General features: G+C 62.8%; 18 protein-coding genes. 6 read left to right on the top strand and 12 right to left on the bottom strand.

Translation table 11 applies throughout. From position 1 onward, the window contains the following. Positions 1 to 101 precede the first annotated feature (101 nt). The 3 genes from IE126_RS21850 to mobC form a co-directional block, all read right to left on the bottom strand. A complete protein-coding gene (locus IE126_RS21850) occupies positions 102 to 2,195 on the bottom strand; it encodes a UPF0149 family protein (protein WP_189382231.1) in 2,094 nt (697 codons plus the stop codon). 162 nt (positions 2,196 to 2,357) lie between these two features. After that, the gene (locus IE126_RS21845; protein WP_189382230.1) at positions 2,358 to 4,184 is read right to left on the bottom strand and encodes a relaxase/mobilization nuclease domain-containing protein; all 1,827 of its coding nucleotides are present in this window, start codon (positions 4,182 to 4,184) and stop codon (positions 2,358 to 2,360) included. After that, positions 4,177 to 4,566 (bottom strand): plasmid mobilization relaxosome protein MobC, encoded by a 390-nt coding sequence (mobC, locus tag IE126_RS21840; RefSeq protein ID WP_229825786.1) that lies wholly within the window; start codon positions 4,564 to 4,566, stop codon positions 4,177 to 4,179. Before mobC ends, IE126_RS21845 begins: the two co-directional genes overlap by 8 nt. A gap of 712 nt (positions 4,567 to 5,278) precedes the next feature. Between mobC and IE126_RS21835 the strand changes: the two genes are divergently transcribed. Genes IE126_RS21835 through IE126_RS21825 form a run of 3 tightly spaced genes read left to right on the top strand, consistent with a single transcriptional unit; the run spans position 5,279 to position 6,950 of the window. Continuing rightward, positions 5,279 to 6,004 (top strand): nucleotide-binding protein, encoded by a 726-nt coding sequence (locus tag IE126_RS21835; protein ID WP_189382229.1) that lies wholly within the window; start codon positions 5,279 to 5,281, stop codon positions 6,002 to 6,004. After that, positions 6,004 to 6,714, top strand: a complete 711-nt coding sequence (locus IE126_RS21830) for a hypothetical protein (RefSeq protein WP_189382228.1) — start codon at positions 6,004 to 6,006, stop codon at positions 6,712 to 6,714. Before IE126_RS21835 ends, IE126_RS21830 begins: the two co-directional genes overlap by 1 nt. After that, positions 6,711 to 6,950: a hypothetical protein gene (locus tag IE126_RS21825; protein WP_189382227.1), complete on the top strand. Its 240-nt coding sequence runs from the start codon at positions 6,711 to 6,713 to the stop codon at positions 6,948 to 6,950. The genes IE126_RS21830 and IE126_RS21825 overlap by 4 nt, the downstream gene beginning before the upstream one ends. Before the next feature lie 99 nt (positions 6,951 to 7,049). Here IE126_RS21825 and IE126_RS21820 read toward each other — a convergent pair whose 3' ends face one another. From IE126_RS21820 to IE126_RS21785, 8 genes are all read right to left on the bottom strand, one after another. Continuing rightward, positions 7,050 to 7,454 (bottom strand): single-stranded DNA-binding protein, encoded by a 405-nt coding sequence (locus IE126_RS21820; RefSeq protein ID WP_189382226.1) that lies wholly within the window; start codon positions 7,452 to 7,454, stop codon positions 7,050 to 7,052. 700 nt (positions 7,455 to 8,154) lie between these two features. Beyond that, positions 8,155 to 11,508: a type ISP restriction/modification enzyme gene (locus IE126_RS21815; protein ID WP_229825785.1), complete on the bottom strand. Its 3,354-nt coding sequence runs from the start codon at positions 11,506 to 11,508 to the stop codon at positions 8,155 to 8,157. Between the two features lie 101 nt (positions 11,509 to 11,609). Then, a complete protein-coding gene (locus tag IE126_RS21810) occupies positions 11,610 to 11,897 on the bottom strand; it encodes a WGR domain-containing protein (protein ID WP_189382225.1) in 288 nt (95 codons plus the stop codon). 45 nt (positions 11,898 to 11,942) lie between these two features. Further along, positions 11,943 to 12,626 carry a hypothetical protein gene (locus IE126_RS21805; protein WP_189382224.1) on the bottom strand — a complete coding sequence of 228 codons (684 nt, stop codon included), beginning with the start codon at positions 12,624 to 12,626 and terminating at the stop codon, positions 11,943 to 11,945. Between the two features lie 118 nt (positions 12,627 to 12,744). Continuing rightward, on the bottom strand, positions 12,745 to 13,428 hold the full coding sequence (locus IE126_RS21800; RefSeq protein WP_189382223.1) for a hypothetical protein: 684 nt from the start codon (positions 13,426 to 13,428) through the stop codon (positions 12,745 to 12,747). A gap of 213 nt (positions 13,429 to 13,641) precedes the next feature. Continuing rightward, entirely contained in the window at positions 13,642 to 14,577 is a 936-nt protein-coding gene (locus IE126_RS21795; protein WP_189382222.1) for a DUF2493 domain-containing protein, read from the bottom strand. Between the two features lie 364 nt (positions 14,578 to 14,941). Continuing rightward, a complete protein-coding gene (locus IE126_RS21790; protein ID WP_189382221.1) occupies positions 14,942 to 15,973 on the bottom strand; it encodes a DUF7146 domain-containing protein in 1,032 nt (343 codons plus the stop codon). Positions 15,974 to 15,984: 11 nt separating this feature from the next. After that, positions 15,985 to 20,361 (bottom strand): strawberry notch family protein, encoded by a 4,377-nt coding sequence (locus IE126_RS21785; RefSeq protein ID WP_189382220.1) that lies wholly within the window; start codon positions 20,359 to 20,361, stop codon positions 15,985 to 15,987. Between the two features lie 176 nt (positions 20,362 to 20,537). On the opposite strand from IE126_RS21785, the gene IE126_RS21780 reads away from it, so the two are divergent. The 3 genes from IE126_RS21780 (at position 20,538) to IE126_RS21770 (ending at position 21,872) form a co-directional block, all read left to right on the top strand. Beyond that, positions 20,538 to 20,834 (top strand): hypothetical protein, encoded by a 297-nt coding sequence (locus IE126_RS21780; RefSeq protein WP_010398699.1) that lies wholly within the window; start codon positions 20,538 to 20,540, stop codon positions 20,832 to 20,834. 84 nt (positions 20,835 to 20,918) lie between these two features. Beyond that, positions 20,919 to 21,182, top strand: a complete 264-nt coding sequence (locus IE126_RS21775) for a hypothetical protein (RefSeq protein WP_010398697.1) — start codon at positions 20,919 to 20,921, stop codon at positions 21,180 to 21,182. Continuing rightward, positions 21,183 to 21,872 (top strand): nucleotidyl transferase AbiEii/AbiGii toxin family protein, encoded by a 690-nt coding sequence (locus tag IE126_RS21770; protein WP_029372479.1) that lies wholly within the window; start codon positions 21,183 to 21,185, stop codon positions 21,870 to 21,872. Here IE126_RS21770 and IE126_RS21765 read toward each other — a convergent pair. After that, complete coding sequence (locus IE126_RS21765; RefSeq protein WP_040602244.1) at positions 21,844 to 22,494, bottom strand: antitoxin; 651 nt, start codon at positions 22,492 to 22,494, stop codon at positions 21,844 to 21,846. The two genes, IE126_RS21770 and IE126_RS21765, sit on opposite strands and share 29 nt — an antisense overlap. Positions 22,495 to 22,585 lie beyond the last annotated feature (91 nt).

The raw sequence follows: 22,585 nt of genomic DNA, 5'->3' as shown, positions 1-22,585 counted from the left end.
ACTTACTCCGGCTCGGCTGAGGGACTAAAAGCCTGCTTTCTGCCCGAGCGGCAGTCGCCATGCGGTCGCTCCCCGCCCACACGAAGCCGACCGGATCGCCCTCACTCAGTATTCTTCGCCTGCCGCCGGGCGATCAGTGCCGCGAACTCCGTCAACTCGACACCGATCAGCCCGTCCGAGGCGATCTTGAGAAGCCGCCGGTCCTCCTCAGTCATGCCCTTCTTCGGCCAGGCCGCCCGGAACTTCCCCGCAGCCTCCGCAAATCCCGCGGCCCAATCCGCCTGCCCCTTCCTGGAGCGCCTGGCCATCGATGCGGTGAACTCTCCGGGCTCGGAGGCAAGATCCGACACCGCTTGGGCGCGCATCATCAGAAGGTCCATGAACCGCTGGAACCGGGACGGATCGATCCGCGGCAGGACAGCATCGAGGATCGCGGGCAACCATTGGTTCGGCATGAGCATCTGCGGTGCGATGACGACACCGGTCAGGTAACCATCGAGCCAGTCGGGCGCGAGGTCCGTGCCGCGCAGGAGCGCCACCATCTCGCCCTTCTTCTCGGGTGCCGGCGCCTCCGCGGCCAGCTCCTCAAGGGACGCGCCCGGATCGAAATCCGGATCGTCCCGGATCCAGGCCTCGATGGTCTGCTCATGAATGTCGAGCATCACCGGGATCTTCTTCAGGTCACGACCGTCGAGCAATGCCGCGGCGCAAGCTGCAAAACTCGCCGCGTCCGGTTCGAGGGCGGTTTCCAGCACATCGGCGGCACGGGCCAGAATGCGCGCCCACCAGTCGCGCCGGGTCTCCAGCCATTTCCAGAGCGCCGTTTCGCCCGAGCGCGCAGTTCGCGCCTTGTCGAGCACCGCCTGCGCCTCATCGCTTTCCTCGAACCAGCTTTCGACGATTTCATGACGGTCCCACCAGCCCTCGCTCGCGAGGATCAGGGCGCCCTGTTCTCGCGGCGGAAGCGCCCGGATGGCGGGCGTCGAGACCAGACCGGCGATCAGGTCCGGCGTCGATTTCATCTCGGGGCGCAGGCCAGAGAGGCCGCAGATCCGGGCAACCTCGATCAGGCCCGGAACCGGCGGCCGACCTTGCAGAAGGCCGTCGGCCAGCGCGATGGCCAGGGCACGGCGGACGTAATCAGCCGTGACGCTCAGCGCGCCGACCTCCCCGGACATGTGGTCGATGACCGCCTTCTGATCCTTCGCCGAGCGACAGGGGATCGTATAGGCATCCTTCACGCCCTGCCCCTGTTTCAGAAGCAGCATCGCCATCTTGCGCCGGCTTCCCGATTGGAGGGCGATGCCGATGCTCTGGGCACCGCCGCCATCCGGCAGGGTGGCGCGGATAGCGTGGAGCGTCCAGGGTCCCGGTTCGGGCTCTGCTGCCACGCCCCTGCGCATCGCCTCCCTGAGAACCAGGTCGATCTCCCGCCGCGCGTCATCCTCCGGCATCCAGCTGCGCAGGACGACGAGTGTCGCGAGGATTCTGCCCGGCAGATCGCCGCGCGCCAGACGTGCCGCAATTGCCCGGGCCGCCGCAAGCCGGATGGCCGGAGCCGGATCGAGGAGCCAGAAGCAGGCAAGATCGGCATGGATCGGATCGCTGCGGGCCAACGAATAGGCCACGACATGTTCGCGCATCTCGGCGGGCATGGCCCCGAAGCTTTCGGTCAGTGCGGTGTGCAGCGCCAGCGGCTCTCCCTCTGCCTGGCTGATCAGTTCGGCAAAGAGCCCGTCGAGCAACGCATCGCCCTCGGCGGGATTGGCCGTGCGCCGACCATCTGCCGGAACGACATCTTCGCGCTGCACCTCCAGAGAAGCCGGCGCTGTCAGTCCGTTGCGGGTCCAAGCCCGGGCGAAGATCAGGTTGTGCGCGGGCGTCATCCGGCCCTGACGCCGCGCGAGGGCGAGGGCGTCTTCGACCGCATCAACAAAGGCCTGCCCGCGAACCTTGCCGTTCTCACAAGCGATGCGCGCTGCATCAAGGCCCGCGCCAAGCAGGTCGAGCAGATCCTCGTCCTTCGGCGAAAGATCGTCGATCGCGCAAAGGCGCGCGACAATCTGGCCGCCGAGGGCCGGGCGATGCAGGAGATCGAAGCTGAACCGTTCGAGGATGTCGCGGCGGGCGCCGAACCCGTCGCCGCCAGCTTGCGCGAGTGCTGCCAATGCCTCGTCGATCCGATCTTTTGCCACCTGTCACCTGCCCCGGCTGCCTGATTTCAGCGACCAACCTAGCGACGCGGTCGTGCCTTGTCAGGGAGCTACAGCGTCGGAGCCAGACAAATGAACGGCGCACATGCGATTTCTGGCCGAGAACCGATGTGAAAGGTCACGAGGGCGCAAGGCGGGACCGCCTCACAATTCCCAATCCTTCGGGCCTGTGTGCTCAGGGCCGCCGGCCAGAGTCCGCTCCGACCTCGTTGCCTCTCGAAGTGTCAACCCGAAAGCCACATGCGACTTCGCCGCTGAGACCACCGCCCGCGCGATCCACCGCCGCTCGGCTTCATCCTCGACATCCCGCGCCAACGCATCGGTCCGACCTGCGGCAAGCTGCGCCACGACACCCTCCCCGTATCGCCCGCGCAGCTCGGCCGCGAACCGCTCCGCATGGGCATCCCCGCGGAACTCGATCTTGCCCTCGGCCTGCATGATCCGCCCCATCGACCGCAGCGTACGCACCAGTCGGTCGTTCTCGGGCACGGCTTCATGGGTAACGGCAAGGTCAATCGTCCTTGCCGCTCGGTCGTAGAACCCCTGTAACTCGTCGGCCGCGCGTCGCCCCTGATCCGGGTCACGCAGATCGAGCCGCCGCCGACCGGCGAGGACCAGAAGGTCGCTCTGAACCCAGTCCCGCTCTTCCCAGGCATGTGCCGCGCCGGTCTCCAGGCGGCTGGCGATGCGCTCGCCGCTCAGGCCAATCGCGCTCGCGCCCGCGACGATCTCCACGCGCAGCCGCTCCGCCGCGCCGGGCCGCAAGGTCGTCTCCAGCCTGCGCCGCGTCAGGATATCGCCATCGAGCACCATGCCGTAGACCGTAGACTGCGGCATCATCTGCAGAAGCTGCGCGCCGCGGGCATCGCCAAGCCCGCGCGCGATGTCGATGGCGTAGCCACTAAGTTCATCCCGCAGGTCCTTCCGCTCGGCGAGCGGAGCCTTGCGGATCCTGTCCCCGGTCTCTGCCATCCACCCGCTGAAATGCCGCTCCAAGTCAGCGCGCTCGAGCGTCGCTGCCCCAGCCGGGAAGGGATGAAGCACCCCGCCCCGGCGAAGGGCCTCTTCGGCGGCGGCGATCTTCTCGCCGATCTCCGGGAGCCCCGTCAGGGCCGCCACATGGCTCAGACTGCGCATGGTGTCGGCAGTGCGCGCCATCGTGGCAAGCGCATCTTCCAGCGCCCTGCCCTCACGCGGCCGCTCCTCTGGCGCCCTGCCCTCTTCCCGGGCACGTTCGATCTCTGCCCTCGACGGGCCATAGGTCAGCAGCCCCCGCTCCGCCCGCGAGGTCGCATCCAGAAACACACCCTCCTCAGCGGCGATGGCCACCATGCGCTCTTTCATCCTATCGAGGTTGAACACATGCTCCTTCGCCATGAAGAACCAGCTGTCATTCAGCGTACCCCGGTTGTTCACGACGATATGGACATGGGGATGCGGCCGGTCGGTGTGCAGAGCCGCGACATAGGACCAGATATCGTCCTGGTGTTCGCCGGACTGGAACATCTCGAAGGCCCAGGCCTCTGCAATCAGCCTGGCCTTCCCGGGCCGCACATGCGACGGAAAGCTGAGAAGCAGATGGCTGGTGTGGCCATTCTTCGGCGATCCGCGCCAATCCTCGACCCAGTCGCCGACGATGTCGCTCCGTTCGTCCTTGGTGAGGCCCTTGGCATCGGCATCCAGCACCACCCCGTTGCCGAAGATCGAGGCCGATTTCGAGAACAGATAATCCATCTGGGCCGCCAGTTCCTTCGCGTTGGCGGTGCCGCCCTTGCCGATCTTCTTCAGCACTGCAGCGTTCGACCCCAACGAAAATCGCCACAACTGGCTCGCCCGCGGCGAGAACCGGAAACCCTGCCGAGAGGAGGAAGAGGGTCCGGGTTTCACGCGCCCGGACTGGGGACGCAGGAAGTCGAGGTCGCCAAGAACAGCCGCTGCCAGCCCGATCGGGCGCGATCCAAGCTTAACCATGGCGCGCGCCCTCCTGGGTTTCAGCAAACTTGCGGAACAGCGCAACGCCCTGCCGACGGCGTTCCGCGATGATCTGGCTCAGCGCCTTCGCCACCATAGGCAGCGACCGGCGCAACTCGTCCACCGACGCCCACTGCGCCTTGACCATCGGCGCCCTGCCACGGTTCGCCGCCAGTGCAATCTGGTTCACGTTGGTCCCGATCTTGGCCAACTCGTAGCGGATATCCTCCAGCCGCGCGCTGTCCTCCCGGCTGAACTCAAGGAAACCCGACGCCATCCGCACGACCGACCGTACACCGTCAGAGCGGGATTTCGCGCCCAGTTGGGTGCAGAGCGCATCGAAGGCCTGAAGCTCTTCGGCTGGCAGACGGCAGCTGACCACCTGGCCAGAACTCTCGCCTCGGGGCCGCCCCCGGCGGGTCGCTTGCTGCGCTGCAGAATCAGCCCCCACGTAATTCTTCTTGGCTGAAAGGTTGGACTCCGACTTGGGTCCTGTTTTGCGAGGATCTGATTTTACTGCCAACTTCCGCCACCGATTATTTGTAGACATCTCGCATTTCCTGCCACCTTCTCTATCCCCTTCTTTCAGCTCTTGATCAAGCACAATCTATGCGCGATATGACCCCTTGCAGGTTGTGTTAACCTTGGGTAACTCACCTGCCACCGAGTGCGCTTCGCTGATCGCTGAATGCACAAGGCGCAACCGGAGAAGGTGCACCTCCAAGCCCTTGGCAGGAGGGCATTTCCCGGGCAGAAGTGGCGGTAACGCCCTGTTTTGTTTGATGTACGGACCCAAACGTTCAGTGTTGCGGGTTCGGAGAAAGGAAGTGTGGGATGCGTCTTGTGGCATCAGCGACGTGTGATCAGGGCTACGCCTTATGATACACGCATTGCGCAATCAGATAAAAGACATACGCATCCAGTAATCAGACAAATGATTAAAGAGATACGCCTTGCGCAATAGGAGTTGCGCGAGATGGTTTCTGATATCTGCAGTCTGAACTCGGATTAAAGAAATGTGATTTGGGATAAACGATTTCAGCGATCGGCATTCAGAAATGGGATCGTCGATATGCGAAGTGAGGAAGTGGGTCATGGGTTACGGAATACGGGTTGTACTGGTGATGAACAGGAAGGGAGGATCGGGCAAAAGTACGCTCTGCCGCGCCCTTGCTTCTGCTGCAGCAAGTCGCGGCGAGACGGCTACGATCTTCGACACTGACGCATCGAGGTCTTGCCTCAAGTGGATGCAGGCGGGGCAAGAGGCTGGGAACTGGTCACCCCTTGTCGAGGTGATCCACACGCTTGACGCGCACCGGGTCGTCGAGGCGATTGACCAGATCTATGAACAGCCGGACCAGGAGCATCTGATCCTGATCGACACCTTCGGTGGCGGGTCTGAGGCGCAAGACGTGCTGGCCGTCGCCGCCCATCGGATCATCTGTCCGATGATGCTGTCGCGCGGCGATCTCAGCGAGACGCTCGAGACGGCCAGCTGGTATCTGAAGTTGCGAGGCAGGGTCGACAAACCAGATGAGCTTGCCGGCTTCTCCGTGGTGTTCAGCCGCGTGCAGGTCCGGCTTTCTGAGACGGAGCGCGCGGTGGCGGATGAACTCTTCCGGTCATTGCCCGCCTGCGAAGCCTGGCTATCCAGTCGCAGCGCCTATGTCCGGATGGACAAGGAAGGGCTCCTCGGCCCGATCGCGGACAAGACGCCAAATCGCGGGTTGGCGGCGCATCTTCAGACGGCCGTGAAGGAGGCGGGGGAGCTTCTCGACGAAATCGATCAGTTGATCGCCGCAACGGCGGAGGTCGCATAATGGCACCGCGTAAAGATCAGATGCGGATCATCCGGCAGGATGCGGGTTTTTCAGCGAAGCTTGGGTTTGGCGGGATGGCTACGCCTCCAGCCGAGTCCGACAGACCGAGCGCGATACCCTTGGTGCCGGTCAGCGTCCTGCCAGACGCGAAGCCTGAGCAACCGGCAACCGTGACAGTAGACTCAGTGGTCATGCCCAAAAGCGTTGTCGGTAGACAAGCCATCCGCGGCCAAGAAGAAGCCCGGAAAGAGGTGGGTGAACCGCGGGCACCAGCGCACTCGGCGCGGCCCCATGCGGTACCTGTTCCCTCCGCAGCGGCACGCGGTCAGGTCGTCTATGTCGCGGTGTCGCTCACTGCCCGGCAAGCCTGTCTGGCTGAAGCCTGGGCCTCAGTGGCGCGGTGCTCGGTTCAGTTCCTGATCCGTCGTGTGGCGCAGGGGCTTCGTGACCGGGTCTTTGACGACTGGGAACGCGATGGAATGCCGGAGGTCATTGAGCCTAGAGGCGCGCGGGGCAAGCATCCGACCAGCGTGACCTTGACCCTGCGACCGCCTTTTGCAGCCGACCTTGCTGCCCGGCACGACCCGCTTGGCATTCTCGGACTGGCGCGGGTCATGGGCCCGGCCTTCCGCGCGCGGTTCCAGGAGGCTTTCGACTTGGCCCTGGACAAAGCGCCGCCGCACAAGACAACTGAGGGAGAAGAGAAATGACTGATCAGAAATCAAATGCCCTCGACTGCGTCATGTCGGCAGCCGAACTTGATGTTGGCCGGCCTGTCGAATGGATGGTCGACCCAGATCATCGCGAGAAGATACTCGGCGTCACCTATGCGTTCAGCCACACCGGCGAGCGCAAGACAGTATGGTACACGGCGAACAAGCGGCGCGCGAAGAACGCCTTGCTGGTCACGGACCTGGTCTCGTCCACCGGCAAGATCAGCGCGTAGCGCCGTGGCGCCTGGATTTTATGCCTTGGCCCGAAGCGCCGACGGCAAAGAACTGAAAAGGCCCGGCAGCTTGCGCCACCGGGCTCTGATCTCAGGGCCTCAGCCCGCGAACTGGTCCTCGCGGTCGACCAGTTCGGGATCTTCGCCTTCACCGGCCTTCGGGCGGCTCAGGAAGTCGACCTTTTCAGCGATGATCTCGCAGCCGTAGCGGTCAACCCCGGCGGCGTCGGTCCATTTGGTGTAGTGAATGCGGCCGTGGACCATCACCTTCATGCCCTTTTCGCAGTTGTCGGCGACCGTCTTGCCGAGACCGTTGAAGCAGGTGATGCGGTGCCATTCGGTGTCCATCACGCGGTAGCCGTCCTTGTCGCGCTGGACCCGATCCTCGGACAGGCGCGGGCGCGAGGTGGCGAGGGTGAAGTTGGTGATCTTGGTCCCACCTTGCGTGGTGCGGACTTCCGGGGACTGACCGATGTTGTCGGCGAGGATGACGATGTTCTGCATGTGAAGCTCCTGTTTCTGGCTGAAGGGACCATCCCTTCGACAAGACCCGAATGAAGCCTGTCGGCCGAGGCCTGCACGGCGGCCCTTGAAGCCGCCGGAAACCCCCGAAGGGCCGGGGTGGTGCGGGCAGGTGACGCGTTTCCAAAGAAACGCTAGCCAACACGGCCCGGACTTGAGCGGGGTTGCGAGCCAGAGGCCGAACAGGCTTAGGGGATTGTCCGTCGAAGGGATGGTCCCTTCAGCCCGGACCACGGGAAGCTTCCGGGCAGAACCGCTCACACGATCAACCGGCCATATCAGCCCCACGGGTCAAGAACCCGGAAAGAGGTGGGGAGACCATGTCACCAGTGCCCCGCCCGATTGGAGCGACATGCGGGTCGAAAACGGTGCAGCGCAAAGGGACAGGCAGCGATTGGACAGGCCGAATGTGTCGCTTTCACCCAAGGGTCATTGGCCGACGTCGCGATTTGCGTTCCATGGGCATGAGGGTGATGGTTGGTGCCGTCGTGAAAACGCCGTTGCGATGTCACCACGGGTCTGGCGGTTGGATGGAAGGTAGATCGCGGAAAGGTCGGGGGCCGGGGCGACCCATACGGCTGCAACGGCATAGACCAAACTGGCACCGAACAGGGACTGCTCAAGAGGACAGGGCCCCCGCGACCGAGCTTGGCGCAAGCCGACCGCCAATGCTGTGCCCTGCTCAGTCGAACAGTCCGGGTTGGGCCGCCGCCTTCGCCTTCTTGCCCTTAACCACCGGCTCCGATGCCAAGGCACCCGCGCCAGCCAACGAAGCCTCGGTCAGCAAGGGGCCCGCGCAGACTTCGTCCAGAAGGGCGGCCTGGGCGGGTTCCAGCGCGACGAGACGGCCAAGCAGATGCAGCAGGTTCAACAGGTCTTCGGTATACTCGGGCAACCAGTGATCGGGCTGGATCTTGTCCAGCGCTGAGGGCGGGCGGCGGTCGCCGATGACCGGGCGGGTGCGGTCGGCCTTGCGATAGCTGAACCATTGGCGCAGCACGTTGCGGCCGGAAACCTGATATTCGGCCACGGCGGTTGGGACGTTTTCGATGAACCCCTCCCCCACATGCAGCCGACCCGTGGAAGGGTCGTGATGCATCGTGTCGGGCAAGGGGTGCGGCGCGCCGGGGATGGTACCGCCGACCGGGATCGTCGGGCCTTGCCCCTTGGGCATCCGAGGGGGCGCCGCGGGACGGCCTGCCGAGGGGTCGGCAAAGCGTTCGCCATAGGTGTGCAGCCAGATCACTTCGCACCCCAAGGTGACGGCGCGGTCGAAAAGGGCGGTATCTGCGGTGATTGGCACACGCAGACCGGGTCGGATCAGGTCTTCCTTGAAGCGCGCCGTGAAGGCGGGATGCGCCAGAAGCGCAGAGATATAGGCCATGACCTCGGGCGCGGTGACGGGTTTTCCATAGGTGGTGGAAAGATGCGCGATCAGGGCGGACTTGACGTTCGGGACCGTCGAGGCGGCGTCGCGCCAGAGGGGAAGAACACGACCACCGCGTCCATGGTAGTGGTGCTGATCTGGGATGTGGCCGGTAACCGTAAGGCACGGGCCATTTTCAGGCGCGAAGTCGTCCAGAGCCGTCAGGTAGACTTGAGACTTGCTGTCCAAAGACCAAAGGTCCGGACGAGCCTGACTGAGCAAGCGGTGGTCAGGGATAATCCACTGGCGATCAAAACTACGAAATCCATATCGAACGGGGGGAACGACCGGCCCTTTATCCAAGCCGACGGACACTGACCGAAGCGGCTGTTGGCCGAGCGGCACTTTCACATTGCGGTCCAGCGTGCGATCACGATCAGGGTGGAACAGGTCTTCCTTCAGCTTAGGATCACGGGCTGATCGGAGTTGATCCCATCGATCACCTAGCGAAACAGCATCAGGCGCAATAACCCAGGTCCTATGCGTTTTGACTCCTGGAGTCGACCAGGCGAACAGATCCAGCAACGCCGGATAAGCACCCCAGCCTAAGCCACGTTCGGGCAAGAATGGTCCGCGTAAACTTGCCTCACCATCTTGCCAGCCCTCATCGTGTAGCGTGACGTCGGCAAGGGCCAAAAACTTGTCTTCGCGGTGCCCTTCGGGCAAAGCGCGATAGCGAATCCGAGCTACTTCTCCGGTCTGTGCTGTCGGTCTACGCAGCGCCATCACGATGCAGACCTCTTGCATGACCCCCTGGAAAATTCGGGTATTCACCTCAGGCCTAAAACCCTCGGGCGAGGCGTCGATCACCCAGATGTCGGAACAGCTTTTGCGCAAGTCGGCGCGCATCTGCTGAAACCCCGGCCCGTTCAGAAAGCCCGAAGCGGTGATGAAGCAGACAATCCCCGGGCGATGAACCTCAGGCTCGCCCGTCGCCTCGGCGTGGCCCGAGCCGAAAACCTTCCATGCAGCCCACCGCCAGAAGAACACATAGAGGTTTTTCAGATGCTTGGCATGGGCGCCCAAGCCCCATTCGGGCGGGGGTGCCCAAAGGTCCATCGGTGATGGGCGGCCGGGGCTGCCCTTTTCCACCCATCCGCCCTGCCCCGCCGCATCGACCTTGTAAGGCGGGTTGCCGATGACTACGGTGATCGGCTCATCCCGCTTGATGGCATTCGCCTCTTTCCGCGAATTGCCGATGGGGGCCAGCATGGTCGAGAACTGCGTTTGCGCCGCATAGGGATCGCCAAGCGTGTCGGTGACGAACAGGCGGGGCTGCGGCAGATTGGCGCCCGACCCGCTACCGCTGGCCGAAACGCCCATCAGCGCACGCATTTCCGCCATCAGCCTCAGCTGCGCAACCGCGAAGGGGCCGAACTGCAATTCGAACCCGATCAGCCGATGCGCCGCCGCACCCAAGGCCGGGCCAACAGCGCCCGCGCCCTGATCATCGGCCACCGTCTCGGCGATCTTGCGCAACACGCCAAGAAGGAAGGTGCCGGTGCCTGTCGCGGGATCGGCGATGGTGACATCCTTGGCGGCAAGGCCCTCATGGCGACCGAACAGGGCGGGGGCGCGCAAGGCCTCGTCCGTCAGGCGGACCATGGCCTGCACCACCTCGGGCGGGGTGTAGTAGCTGCCTGTCTTCTTGCGCAGGGCGTTGTCGTAAACCTCAAGGAAGTCTTCATAGAAGTAGAGCCAGGCATCGGGCTTGCCCTTGGACAGGGTGGGCCAATGCACCTCATGAAGCACGCGGGTCAGGGTCGAGATTGCGGTAGACAGCGCCTTTTGCGTCTGCGGATCGTCTGTCAGCAGGCGCAGGGCGGTGCCGATCAGTGTGTTCGTGTCGCGCAGGGCCAAGGCCGCATGGGCGATGCCCTTGTCCAAGGGAATGTCCTGCGCCCGCGCCATCAACAGGCCGAAGGTGACGGCCTGTGCATAGCCGTCAGCGAACTGCGCATCATCAGCCTGAGGGAAGAGGAGCCCCCGCCACTCGGTGGCAAGGTCGGTCAGGCTTTGAGTGCCGTTCTCCAGTTCTTCCAACACCTCGTCACGCAACAGACGGCACAGGCGCGCCGAAACCTCGGCCAGTTTGCGCGGGCTGTCGGGCGGGATCGGGCTCCAGCTCAGAAAGTCCGTCAGGAGAGTGACGAGCGTCTGCGGGGCTGTAAGCTTGGCACCCGCTGTGTCGAGATCACCGGAGAGATGAATGATCTGGCCAACGAGCGCGCCGTTCTGCCAGAGGCTGAAGGACTGGCCGTCGCTGTAAATGAGGTTCGGCAGGGATTTCAGCTTTTGCCACTGACGCTTGTCATGCGGATCGGTGAACTTGCGCGGATCGGCCCCCTTGCCCGGGGCTTTCAGTTCGATGAAGCCCGTCAGCGCGTTGCGAACGGTGACGGCATAATCAGGTCGGGTCCCCAAAGCCGAAAGGGTGCTTTCGCCGACAAGCGTGACCCAGCCGGGCTGCTGGCCAGCGGTTTCTGCCAGCGCTGTGATCAGTTCCTCAAGCGGTGCACGGATGTTGTCCTCCGGAGCGCCCGTGATCGCAGGGCTCGAGAGCTTGGCCTTGGCGGTCGCGCCATACTTGGAAATGATCTGGTCAAACATGAACTGCCCCGGCGTGCTTTTTGCAACCCTAGCTGGAATGGCTGTCAAAACAAGGCATTGCTGACGCCGACCGGTGCCCCAGCGCTGTTGTCGGTTCAGACCTATATTGCTGGTGGGATAAGCGTCGGAGGAAGGCAATAACCCCGCCTCCGCTTCACCGCTGCCAATTTCATGAGTGCGGTGATCGCCTTGCCCTCGTCATCGTGCGACTCGATCAAGACCTGACCTCGATACCCGATGCGGCCCCACTCCCGAATAAGGCAAGCGCCGCCAAAAAGGTCTCGCTGAACGCTAAGACGGTAGAAGCGACGCATGTTGCAGGCCGGGTCAATCCGCCTCAATTGAAGATCGGTCGGAAAGACTTCGAGCTGGGCAGGTTGATCAAACATATAGCGATCCGGATAGCCGTCCCCACCATATCAGGTAGCGCCGCCCTACTCCATCTCGATTTGCTGCTCTGCCAGGGCGCCCTTCGATCGTTTGGCCTTGGCACGATATCGGGCGATCTTGGTCGCCGCGATCAGAAGCGCCTCCTGATCGGGCGACCGGCCAGGAAAATTGTATAGCGCCGCTCCTTCAAAAAGAAGGTAGGCAGCAGCATCGTAGACTGTTGCTGCCCAGGCTTCGTCCTCATAGACACCGATGCCCATCGAACCATGCTCGGCCATGATCTGTGTGCGCCACCGTGGGGAACCGTCCGAACCGAGCGCCTTGATCACCCCTTTGTACTGGGAAGAGGTGTTCCGCTTTGACCGCCGATTGCGCATGACAGCTTGGCGACCAACCCGATGTTCAAGGTTTGAAACACGGCAGTCGAACGTGATCTTGTTTTCAAATGAGATCTGCTTCAGGTCGTCATAGCTGCGATCCGGATACTGAAGCTTCATGACGTACCGCTGCAGGGAAATTCGGCGACCATCGATGTCCGCGACAGCATGGATATGATCGCCGCGAGAAATCACCGCGTACCAACGATGGGCACGAACCTGCCAGTCGAAGCGCTTGTCGACGATGGCCACAAGATCACGGGACGTCGCAACCAATCCAATTGATGCCGGGGCAAGAGATTGAATGAGCGCTTGGATTTCTGCCTTGGTTTTTTGAATTGGGCTTTGCATGGTCTTCTGAATATCTTGATGCGGTTACGTCCACCGATCGCCAAACCTGGAAATGTCGCGGCGTAAGGTCTGGCACCCGCATTCCAGCGGATGCCAGTCACTTTGGCCGATAGAAAAATCAGGCTGGGTCGTTTTCCGTTTCAGGTCGTTCTGACGTGGGGAACGGCTCACTGAACATGTCGAGAGGCGTGGCTCCGCAGTAGGGGCAATGCCACAAGTTCTGGGCCATTTGGGCTCCAGAAGACTCGCCATCGCAATGCAGGCAGTACCATTTGTCAGACCGTTCATGATTGAGCGGGTGCATCGCACGACCGTCAGCGTCCGGCTTCGTCGAGTTCCTCGGCCAGTCACGCGCGATTTCCGCTCGAACCTGCCTTGCTTTCCATTGGGCGATGGGAAGCGCCTTGGCCACAAAGTCCGGATCCTGGATCGGGTTGTTCTTGAAGCGCCGATCGGTGATCAGCAATTGCGGTTTGCTGGAGGGCGCTTCTCCAATGAAGATACACCAGCCGCGCCCCCTCATCCTGGTATCCCGCAGAACATCATCAAGCTGATAGGGGTGCTGCCCGATGAACCCTTCATCGGGGTAGTTTTCATCGCCGCGCAAAATCCCTTCAACCTTTGCAATGTCCTCGGCTGTCGGCTGCCAGCCTAGCTTCGCTTTGCTGGCGAGCGCATGCCAATGTGCAAAACCAATCGCCTGTGCGGCACGCTTTTGCACCTCATGAAGTTCCGCGCCACTTGCGCGTGCACAGTCCTTAGTGATGCGTTTCAGATCTTTGAGGTAGTCGTGAGATGTCATGATCCATTCCAATTCCCGGATCCGACTAGGTGCCCGCTACTAATCAGACCCGTTCGAAAAGGAACGGGGTGAGGTGGATGAAGCACTGCTGGGCTTTGCATGGCGGACACACAGGCCTGTGCTGAAGGCCATCCTCAAAATGGGTGATAGGTTCTGTTCCGTCAAGTCCAGTCACGTGCATGAGGCACAGCCCGCCCGATGAGCAAAGGGGGCTCACGCCCCCTTCTCGAACTTCAGAACCGGGATGCCGAGCTTTTTGGCCTTGTCGGCGAGGTTTTCCTGGATGCCATTGCCCGGGAAGACGAGGATACCCACGGGCAGCACATCCAGCATGGCGTCGTTGCGCTTGAAGGGTGCGGCCTTGGCGTGCTTGGTCCAGTCGGGCTTGAAGGCTACTTGCGTGACCTTGCGGGCCTCGGCCCATTTGGCAGCGATGAGTTCGGTACCCTTGGGGCTACCACCGTGGAGAAGGATCATGTCGGGATATTTTGTCTGGACCTGATCGAGCTTGCCCCAGATCAGGCGGTGATCGTTGAAGTCGGTCCCGCCGGTGAGGGCGATCTTGGTGCCTTGGGGAAGCATCACTTCGGTTTCCGAGCGGCGCTTGGCGGAGAGGAAGTCGCGGCTGTCGATCAACGCTGCGGTCAGGTGCCTATGGTTCACCATCGAGCCCGAGCGGGGACGCCAGGTTGAGCCGGTGTGCAGCTCAAAGGCCTCGGCGCTGCGGTCGCGGAAGGCTTCGAGACAATGCCGCCGTTCAACGAGGCTGGTGCCTTCGGCCGTCAGGCGCTCGAGTTCGGTGGATTTCACCTCAGAGCCGTCCTGTTCGCGCTGCAGGCGATGTTGCGCCAGTTCGTTGTCGTCGAGCAAGCGTTCGGTCCGGGCGGCGGCGCGGTGGAAGAGGTTGACCTGACCCCAGAGCAATTCTTCGAGGTCGGGTTCCATGCGGGTGTCGCCAAGGGTTGCGACGAGGGCATCGAAGATATCGCTGACCGCGTCGATGAGGCGTTCGGGCTCCGGCATCGGGCGCAGATCGATCTCGTCCTGAAAGGCACGGGTGCCGTAGAGCTGAAGCTCCTGAAGCGCCCAAGCGGTCTGGGAAAGGGCGGCGCTGCGGTCGAAATCTTCGCTCTGGAATTGGGTCGTCATGGTCTTTTGCCTCCGGCTGCTCGGGCCTGCGCGACATCCCGCGCGGCCTTCATGGGCTGCGAAAGCCGTGGAAGGGGACGCCTCTTCACCCCGCCTTCGGGGCCGGAACGCATGTGGAGGAGGACGGGGGGCGGCTGATTTGCTTCGCGATGCAAAGCGGGGGCTCGTCCCCCGCGGCGGAAATCAGTTGCCCCCCGTCCTTGAAGGGGCGGCCCCTTTGACGGCCGCCTGCCCATCTCTTGAAGGACGTGCGGGTGTCGGGCGGGTTCGACAGCCAGGAAGAGGAGAAAGACGCGACCCAGTTCCTCAAGCGATGCTTGACCCCCTGCCCCGCTCCCTGACTGCTTTTGCGTTTTGAGAGAGTTCAGATCGTCAGCCGATGCAGATCCTTGAGGTCGATCTGCTGCGCCAGATGCTGACGCAGCGCTTCAGCGCCGTGGACACGGAGATCGTCGTTGAAATCCCCGAGACGTGGCTCAAGCACCTGTACGGCAATCCCGGCCTCGGTTGCTCTGGCAGTCAACCTTTCCGCCGCGCGATGCCCCGCCGGATCGCGGTCGATGGCGATGAAGAGGCGCTGCAACCCTTCCGGCAGCAGGACGGCTCCGAGGTGACCCGACGAGAGCGCCGCCCAGACGGGCAAAGAAGGTGCCGCCTCGCGGACAGACAGCATGGTCTCGATGCCTTCTCCCAGCACAAGGGTGTGATCTGCAGGAGCGATCCTGACGGCATTGCCAAGAAGGTGACCCATAGCCCGACGCGGCGTGTCGACAGCAGCCTTGTCCTGTCCGTCAGGTGCCAACCAAGTGCGATGCACGCCCTGCAAGGCCCCTGCCCCATCGGTGACCGCAGCGATTAGCGCTGGTCTGGGGATGGGCTTGGTCTGGCCTTCATCCCGATGCCAGCACTTCGGGTGGAAGCGCAGGGTTGCACTCGGCACTGCTTGGGTGACGCCCCGGGTGCGCAAGTAGACCTCGGCCAAAGAACCCGCCAAAGGCAGCGAAGCCGCAAACAAGCGCGCCGCTGCTGCTGGCGTACCCGAGGGGGATTTTCGGCTGCGCGGGGAATTGGCATCCGGAAGAATCGGCTGCGGACGGCCAAGATGCACCCGAGCCTCATTCAGAAGATCGGGAAAGCGGGTGATCCCCGTGCGTTCGCGGATGATGTCTAGGAGATCACCATGTTCGCCGGTTGCTGAATCGGTCCATTTCCCAGAAGCGCCCGCCCCTGATGTCGGACCCGTCAACCTGACAAACAGCGATCTCCCCGGATTGTTCTGCAGATCGCCGACCATCCAGTAAGAACCTTCCCGCCTCCCGGCGGGAAGATAGTGGCGGCAAACGCTTTCGGCATTTTGCGAAAGGTCTCGCAGTATCTCTTCTGTTTCCAATGACATGGCACACACGATTAACAACCTTTGCGTGCATTTAGACCCTGGAGGGGGAAACGTGCAAGCAGGTGATCGAGCACTTTCACACCGCCGGAATCCGTCGGACAGAAGAGGCGCAGCTTCCAGGCGATGATTTCCGAGAAGAAGCCATCGGCTTTGAGGCGGTCTTTTTGCGCTTCCGTGAACCCGGAAAGCTCAATCCGGTTGACGCCCATGACGCGCGAGCGGTGCAACTCCATCCCTTCAGCCAGCCGCACCACGGTCTTGCCTTCCAGAACGAGGGCATGGACCTGCGCCGCCGTGAGTTTTGGCGCGTCGTCGGCAAGCGTGGTCGCGACCCAGGCGGGTGAGACACGGCGACCGATGATGCGTTGGCCGTCATCGGTTTGGAGCCGGTAGACGCGGGTTTCGTCCTGGGGAAGCTGCTTCCAGATCGGGAGCAAGAGCCCAGCCACGATATGCAGCGTGGCTTCCGAGAACTCCGGCACCTCGGCCAGTTCCGCGGTCCAGGCGGCGGCGAAGGCCGTGCGGTCGGCTTCCAGCCAATGGGTGTCTTCCAAGATCCTGGCCGGAACCGTGCTCGCCTCGGTCGGCCGGATCAGCCTCAAGCGGGGCTCGATCGTGCCATCATCCAGCATCAGGCTGGTGGCAGGCACCTGCAACGCGGCGCGGCCCGAGCGGCTGTTGACATGAAGCCGCGCCTTTGGGTCATCTAGCCAGTCCAGAGCATCCGCGAGGGAGGTCGGCGAATTGCGGCGCTTTTCTGCGATGGTCAGAAGCTGGGTTTCGGCACCGGAGCCAGGATGAGTGTAGATTACCCGCGCATCCGTGACGCGGAAGCTCTCGGCGCGCAGCGTCTCGAGCCCGAGGTCATAGACCCCGGTCGCGATGGCGCCTTCGATGCGCTGCGCCAAAAGCTCTTCGAAGGCAGTAAACAGGATGCCCTGCATCGCAATCGTCAGCGCCAGCAGACGATTGAGGAAGGTCGTGATCGGTGGGAGGTCATCCTTCAGCCCGTTGTCATCGGTCAGGCTGAGGCCGGTCGCATCCTCGAAGGCCCCGAGCGAGCAGCCGGCCACATCGCCGCGATAGATCCGGCGATAGAGTTGGCGCAGCGCATCGCGGGCATAGGGGGACTCGAGGTTATCCTCGGGTCGGAACAGCCCCTGCCCGCCGGTCTGGCGCTGACCGCGGGTGATGGCGCCGAGCGTGTCGAGGCGGCGCGCGATGGTCGAAAGGAAGCGCTTCTCAGCCTTCACATCGGTGGCCACCGGCCGGAAAAGCGGCGGCTGCGCCTGATTGGTGCGGTTGGTGCGGCCCAAGCCTTGGATGGCCGCATCGGCTTTCCAGCCGGGCTCCAGTAGGTAGTGAACGCGCAGGCGCTGGTTCTTGGCCCCGAGATCGGCGTGATAGCTGCGCCCCGTGCCTCCGGCATCGGAAAAGATCAGGATGCGCTTCTGGTCGTCCATGAAGGCGGCGGTTTCGGACAGGTTGGCCGAGCCCGCCCGGGATTCGACCACAAGCCGCGCGGCATGCCCTTCGCCTTTGCGCACGATGCGGCGCGAGCGGCCTGTGACCTCGGCCACGACATCGGTGCCGAAGCGCTGGACGATTTGATCCAGTGCCCCGGGCACCGGCGGCAGCGAGGCCAGATGCTCGATCAGCGCATCGCGGCGGCGCGCGGCCTCGCGGCATTCCACCGGCTGGCCGTCGCGCTTGACGGGCCGGGATGAGAGGTTGCCCTCGCTATCGGTAAAGGGCTCGTAGAGCTGAACCGGGAAGGAATGGGCGAGGTAGTCCAGAACATATTCCCGAGGCGTGATGTCGACGCGGATGTCGTTCCATTCTTCGGTGGGGATTTCCGACAGGCGGCGTTCCATCAGCGCTTCGCCGGTTGAGACGATCTGGATGACGGCGGCATGTCCGGCCGCCAGATCGGCCTCGATGGACGCGATCAGCGTGGGGGTCTTCATCGACGTCAGAAGGTGACCGAAGAAACGCTGCTTGGCGGACTCGAAGGCTGAGCGGGCGGCGGACTTGGCCTGGCGGTTCAGCGTGCCGCCGGATTCGCCAGTGATGTTGGCCGCCTCCATCGCGGCGGCGAGGTTGTTGTGGATAATGGCGAAAGCCCCGGCATAGGCATCATAGATGGCACGCTGCTCCGGGGTCAGCGCGTGCTCGAGCATCTCATATTCGACGCCATCGTAAGACAGCGACCGCGCGGTGTAGAGGCCGAGGGCGCGGAGATCTCGGGCCAGCACTTCCATGGCCGCGACCCCGCCCGCCTCGATGGCCTCGACAAACTCCCCGCGCGTCGCAAACGGGAAGTCTTCCCCTCCCCAAAGGCCGAGCCGCTGCGCATAGGCGAGGTTGTGGACCGTCGTCGCCCCCGTGGCCGAAACATAGACCACGCGGGCATTCGGCAGTTTGTGCTGCAGGCGCAGGCCCGCCCTGCCCTGCTGCGACGCTTCCGTATCGCCGCGCTCGCTTTTCGATCCTGCAGCGTTTGCCATGGCATGGCTTTCGTCAAACAGGATCACCCCGTCGAAATCCGCGCCCAGCCAATCGACGATCTGGTCGACGCGGGATTTCTTGGCCCCTCGCTCCTCGGACCGCAGTGTGGCGTAGGTCGTGAAGAGGATGCCCTCAGAAAGCGGGATGTCGCGGCCTTGCGCAAAGCGCGATAGCGGGGTCACCAGCAGGCGCTCCTGGCCAAGCGCCGACCAGTCGCGCTGCGCATCCTCCAGCAGCTTGTCGCTCTTGGAGATCCAGAGCGCCTTTCGGCGACCCTGCGCCCAGTTGTCGAGCAGGATCCCGGCGGATTGGCGGCCCTTTCCCGCGCCGGTGCCGTCGCCAAGAAAGAATCCGCGGCGGAAGCGGATGGCGTTAGCGGCATTTTCCGCCGCGGCCGAAACCATGTCGCCGGTCTCATCGACGTTCCAGGATCCTGCGAGATGGCCGGTATGCGCTTCGCCCGCGTAGATCACTGTCTCGAGCTGCGCGTCGGAGAGAAGGCCATCGCGCAACACGGCAACGGGCAGCTTCGGGCGGTAGCTGGGTTTTGGGGGCGCGACCGAGGCCATGGCCGCCGATTGCACGAGCTTGGTCGGGTGTGGAACCGCGCCGGGGGTATCGATCGCCTGCAGGCGGAAGGTCTCGTAGATCGCATCCGAAAGGCGCGCGGCATCATCGTTCTCGCGCTCCTCGCGCAGGGTGTAGGCGAGCTCTTCAGCCTCGATCGCCGCGATGGTTTGGGCCGGTTGGACGACCGGAGTCGCGCGAGAAATTCCGATGGCCTTGCGTGTGGAGGGGGCAGAGTTTCCCGGGAAGAGGGAAGAACGGCTCTGACTTGCTGTTGCGACCTGTTCCAGTTCGAGACGCGGCGGAACTTCGGCGGTGATCCGGGCGAGGAGATGCGCTACATCCGGAGAGGCCAGCTGGCGCAAGTCAGCCGTGACACCACCCATTTCGCCACCACGGCATTTGTCGAAGACCGAAATCCGGGTCTCGAAAGTGGTGCCATGCTTGGCGAAGGCGGCTCCGGACACCCCGCCGGTGAAAACCAGATGCGCGGACTCGGTTAGGCGGGCAAAGGTTTCCACCCAGGTGGGCGCATCGGGCGCGAAACCAGCCCCTGTGATGGCGACGAGCCGTCCGCCGGGGGCCAGACGCGCGAGGGCCGAGCGCAAATGTCGGGCCGTCGCCTCGGTGGTGCGGGTATCGACATGGGCCACCACCGAGAAGGGCGGGTTCATCAGGATGACGCTCGGGCGAAAGCTCGTGTCGAGGTGATCTTCAATCTGTGCGGCGTCAAAGCGAGTGACCGGGCAGCCCGGGAACAGCAGGCGCAGAAGGTCGGCACGAGTGTCGGCCAACTCGTTCAGCGCAAGGCTGCCGCCTGTGATCTCCGCAAAGATCGCCAGAAGCCCGGTCCCGGCCGATGGCTCGAGGACCAGATCGCGGGGCGTGATCTGTGCCGCCGCCAAGGCCGCCAGCCCTATGGGCAGGGTTGTGCTGAATTGCTGGAAGCGCTCCATTTCTTCCGAGCGACGGGTGTGCGTGGGCAAGAGGCCTGCCACCTTGGCGAGGGTGGGCAACAGTGCTGCAGGCGAGCCGGCACGGGCCAGCAGCGCGCGGCCAAACTTCCGCAGGAACAGGACCAGCGCCACCTCGCCAGCCTCATAGGCGAGCTTCCAATCCCAGGCACCGTCGGAATCGGAGCCGCCAAAGGCGCGCTCCATCTCAACGCGCAGGCGCAAGGCGTCAATCTGAAAACCCTGCGCCAGATCCGGCTGCAGGGATTGCGCCACGATCAAAATAGCGTCGGCGGTGTCGGGGCATTGCAGCGGGGCAACCAGCGACAGCGCGGTTGCAACAGAAGTCTGAAACGTCATCGGGGTTCTCCGGATTGGGACAAGGACAAACCGGCGGGGCACTCTCTCTGTCCCCCTTCGGCTTAGCCCTTTCCCGCTCCCCTCTGCCTTTCAAACCCCGGAACTACGGATGCGCGGCTTGATTTTGTTCCTGTAATGTTCTATATACAAATTCAACGCCACAAGGGAGATATCCCATGGAAGCCACGACCTTTGCCCTGCCCGTGACGCCCAAGCAGATCGCCTATGCGCGGTCACTGGCGCTGCGCAACCAGACGTTGCTACCTTGGGAGGTGCAGCAGGATCGGCGAGCTTTGAGTTCCTGGATCGATGCGCAGGCCAGGCTGAAACCGGTCTCCGCGCTCGACCAGCTGCCGTCATCCAAGCAGGTCGCCTTTGCTGAGCGTCTCGCTTGCATCAAGCGCCGCGCTGTCCCGGATGAATGCTTCCGCGACAAGGGCCTGATGTCGAAGTGGATCGACGGGAACAGGTGAAAACCAGCGCAGATGGGGCTTTATTGCTTTGTTGAGGGACATCGACTACATTGATGGAATAGAAGTCTGCACAGAGTTGATGCCATGGCCTCGGTTGCCGCAAAGGTGATGTCGACAGTCAGCGCGCCTTACGGCGTGCTGGTGACGGCTGCGCAGCTTGCTGAAAAGATCGCCGATCTCAAGAGTGCCGATTCCTACGATTGCAGCGTCTTCGCTTTCCTGTCCGAAGTGTCGCCCAAACTGCAGCAATCGTTCATCGACGAGATGGGTGTGAGCAAGGACGCGGTCACCCAAGTTGCCAAGAAATTCTCTGTCCTCGCCGGTTTTCAGCTGCCGCTCGCGGTCTGAATGAATACGCCTCTGCCGAGCCGCTGGCCTGAGCTATTCGACATGGCAATGGCAATCATTGATCAGGCTAACGCCAAGGGCATCGGGATGAACGGCTGGAGCTTTGGCGGCGGCACTGCTCTTATGCTTCAAATCAAACATCGCGAAAGCCACGACATCGATCTCTTCATCGACGATGCCCAGTATCTCCCCTATCTGAACCCTGAGACGCAAGACTACGATCTGGCGCTTGCGCCGAGCGATTACGAAACCGATGGTACCCGCGCTTTGAAGATCGTGTTCGACGGTATCGGTGAGATCGATTTCATCTGCTGCGACCCGGTCACCGAGGGCCCGTTTGTTGTTTCCGAAATTCGCGGACGAAACGTCAGGCTCGAGACGCCCGCTGAAATCCTCGCGAAGAAAGTGGTGTTCCGCGGATCGCACCTGCAGCCGCGGGATATGTTCGACATTGCAGCAGTAGCCCAGGCTATGGGTACCAACTATGTCGTTGAGGCATGCTCGAGGTTTCCGGATGCCTGTCTGGAGGCGCTTCGGGTCACCGAAAGCATGAGCCCGAAGCTTGTTGACACGGTAACCGAGAAATTGCTGGTGTCTGAGGGATTTCTTGGCCTTCAAGGCCGCGCTCAGATGATGGCGAAAGAAATCTTGGCCACCGCGATCACCCGAAGCGCCGCCCTCCCTCGGTGAAGGTGTATTCATTGATAACAATCCCCTCCTCGACGGCCTCGTCCGAGGTCAGATGGTCATATTCGGCCTCAAGCTGCCGATAGAGCCAACGGGCGAGATCGCGCAGCGTCTCCACAACGGTCTCTTCACTGCCCGCGGTAGGTGGCTGACCCGTAGGGCTGTCGCGCGAGACGTCGATGCTCATGCAATACTCGTGGTAGTACCGCCCGCGGTGGGTCACATCGGCACTGAGCTGATAGAAGTTCTGCCGCTGAGCGGCCTGCAGGCGGTCGGCAATGCCGTGCAGGATCTGATCTTGCGGGGCGTAGGCGCGGATTTCGCGCGCGGAGCCATTGGCGTGTCCAACCGTCGCCTCGAAGGAAGCACCGTCCCCTTGTGACGAAAACCCCGAAAACCAGATGCAGGGCTTCTGCCGGGTGCCGCCCCCCATCAGCCGAACAGAACGGCGCTTCAGGCTGACCCCGAGGATGTCGCAGATGCGCTCGAAGTCATCATAGACCACATCCCACCAATCGTCGTGGAACGCAGCCTCGCGATACCATCTGCGGGCTTTCTCCTTGGCCGCATCGGACAGTTCCGGGAACTGGTAGACGGTGGTGCAGATGATGTCAGATGCCGTAATGGGGTGGCTGCCCGGGGCTGAAGCGGATCCAGAACTTTTCCCGCTGGGAAATTCGGGCGCTTCGTTGCTTGATTCAGGCTGCCTGTCATTG

This window comes from Gemmobacter nanjingensis (genome assembly GCF_014652195.1).
GTDB classification, from domain to species: Bacteria; Pseudomonadota; Alphaproteobacteria; order Rhodobacterales; family Rhodobacteraceae; genus Gemmobacter; species Gemmobacter caeni.
This window is presented reverse-complemented; position numbering and strand designations above follow the sequence as displayed.

Bases quoted from the DNA above. Each gene is read 5' to 3' on its own strand.
- IE126_RS21845 (WP_189382230.1), bottom strand. From the start codon at position 4,184: ATGGTTAAGCTTGGATCGCGCCCGATCGGGCTGGCAGCGGCTGTTCTT.
- IE126_RS21835 (WP_189382229.1), top strand. From the start codon at position 5,279: ATGGGTTACGGAATACGGGTTGTACTGGTGATGAACAGGAAGGGAGGA.
- IE126_RS21830 (WP_189382228.1), top strand. From the start codon at position 6,004: ATGGCACCGCGTAAAGATCAGATGCGGATCATCCGGCAGGATGCGGGT.
- IE126_RS21825 (WP_189382227.1), top strand. From the start codon at position 6,711: ATGACTGATCAGAAATCAAATGCCCTCGACTGCGTCATGTCGGCAGCC.
- IE126_RS21820 (WP_189382226.1), bottom strand. From the start codon at position 7,454: ATGCAGAACATCGTCATCCTCGCCGACAACATCGGTCAGTCCCCGGAA.
- IE126_RS21815 (WP_229825785.1), bottom strand. From the start codon at position 11,508: ATGTTTGACCAGATCATTTCCAAGTATGGCGCGACCGCCAAGGCCAAG.
- IE126_RS21810 (WP_189382225.1), bottom strand. From the start codon at position 11,897: ATGTTTGATCAACCTGCCCAGCTCGAAGTCTTTCCGACCGATCTTCAA.
- IE126_RS21805 (WP_189382224.1), bottom strand. From the start codon at position 12,626: ATGCAAAGCCCAATTCAAAAAACCAAGGCAGAAATCCAAGCGCTCATT.
- IE126_RS21800 (WP_189382223.1), bottom strand. From the start codon at position 13,428: ATGACATCTCACGACTACCTCAAAGATCTGAAACGCATCACTAAGGAC.
- IE126_RS21795 (WP_189382222.1), bottom strand. From the start codon at position 14,577: ATGACGACCCAATTCCAGAGCGAAGATTTCGACCGCAGCGCCGCCCTT.
- IE126_RS21790 (WP_189382221.1), bottom strand. From the start codon at position 15,973: ATGTCATTGGAAACAGAAGAGATACTGCGAGACCTTTCGCAAAATGCC.
- IE126_RS21785 (WP_189382220.1), bottom strand. From the start codon at position 20,361: ATGACGTTTCAGACTTCTGTTGCAACCGCGCTGTCGCTGGTTGCCCCG.
- IE126_RS21780 (WP_010398699.1), top strand. From the start codon at position 20,538: ATGGAAGCCACGACCTTTGCCCTGCCCGTGACGCCCAAGCAGATCGCC.
- IE126_RS21775 (WP_010398697.1), top strand. From the start codon at position 20,919: ATGGCCTCGGTTGCCGCAAAGGTGATGTCGACAGTCAGCGCGCCTTAC.
- IE126_RS21770 (WP_029372479.1), top strand. From the start codon at position 21,183: ATGAATACGCCTCTGCCGAGCCGCTGGCCTGAGCTATTCGACATGGCA.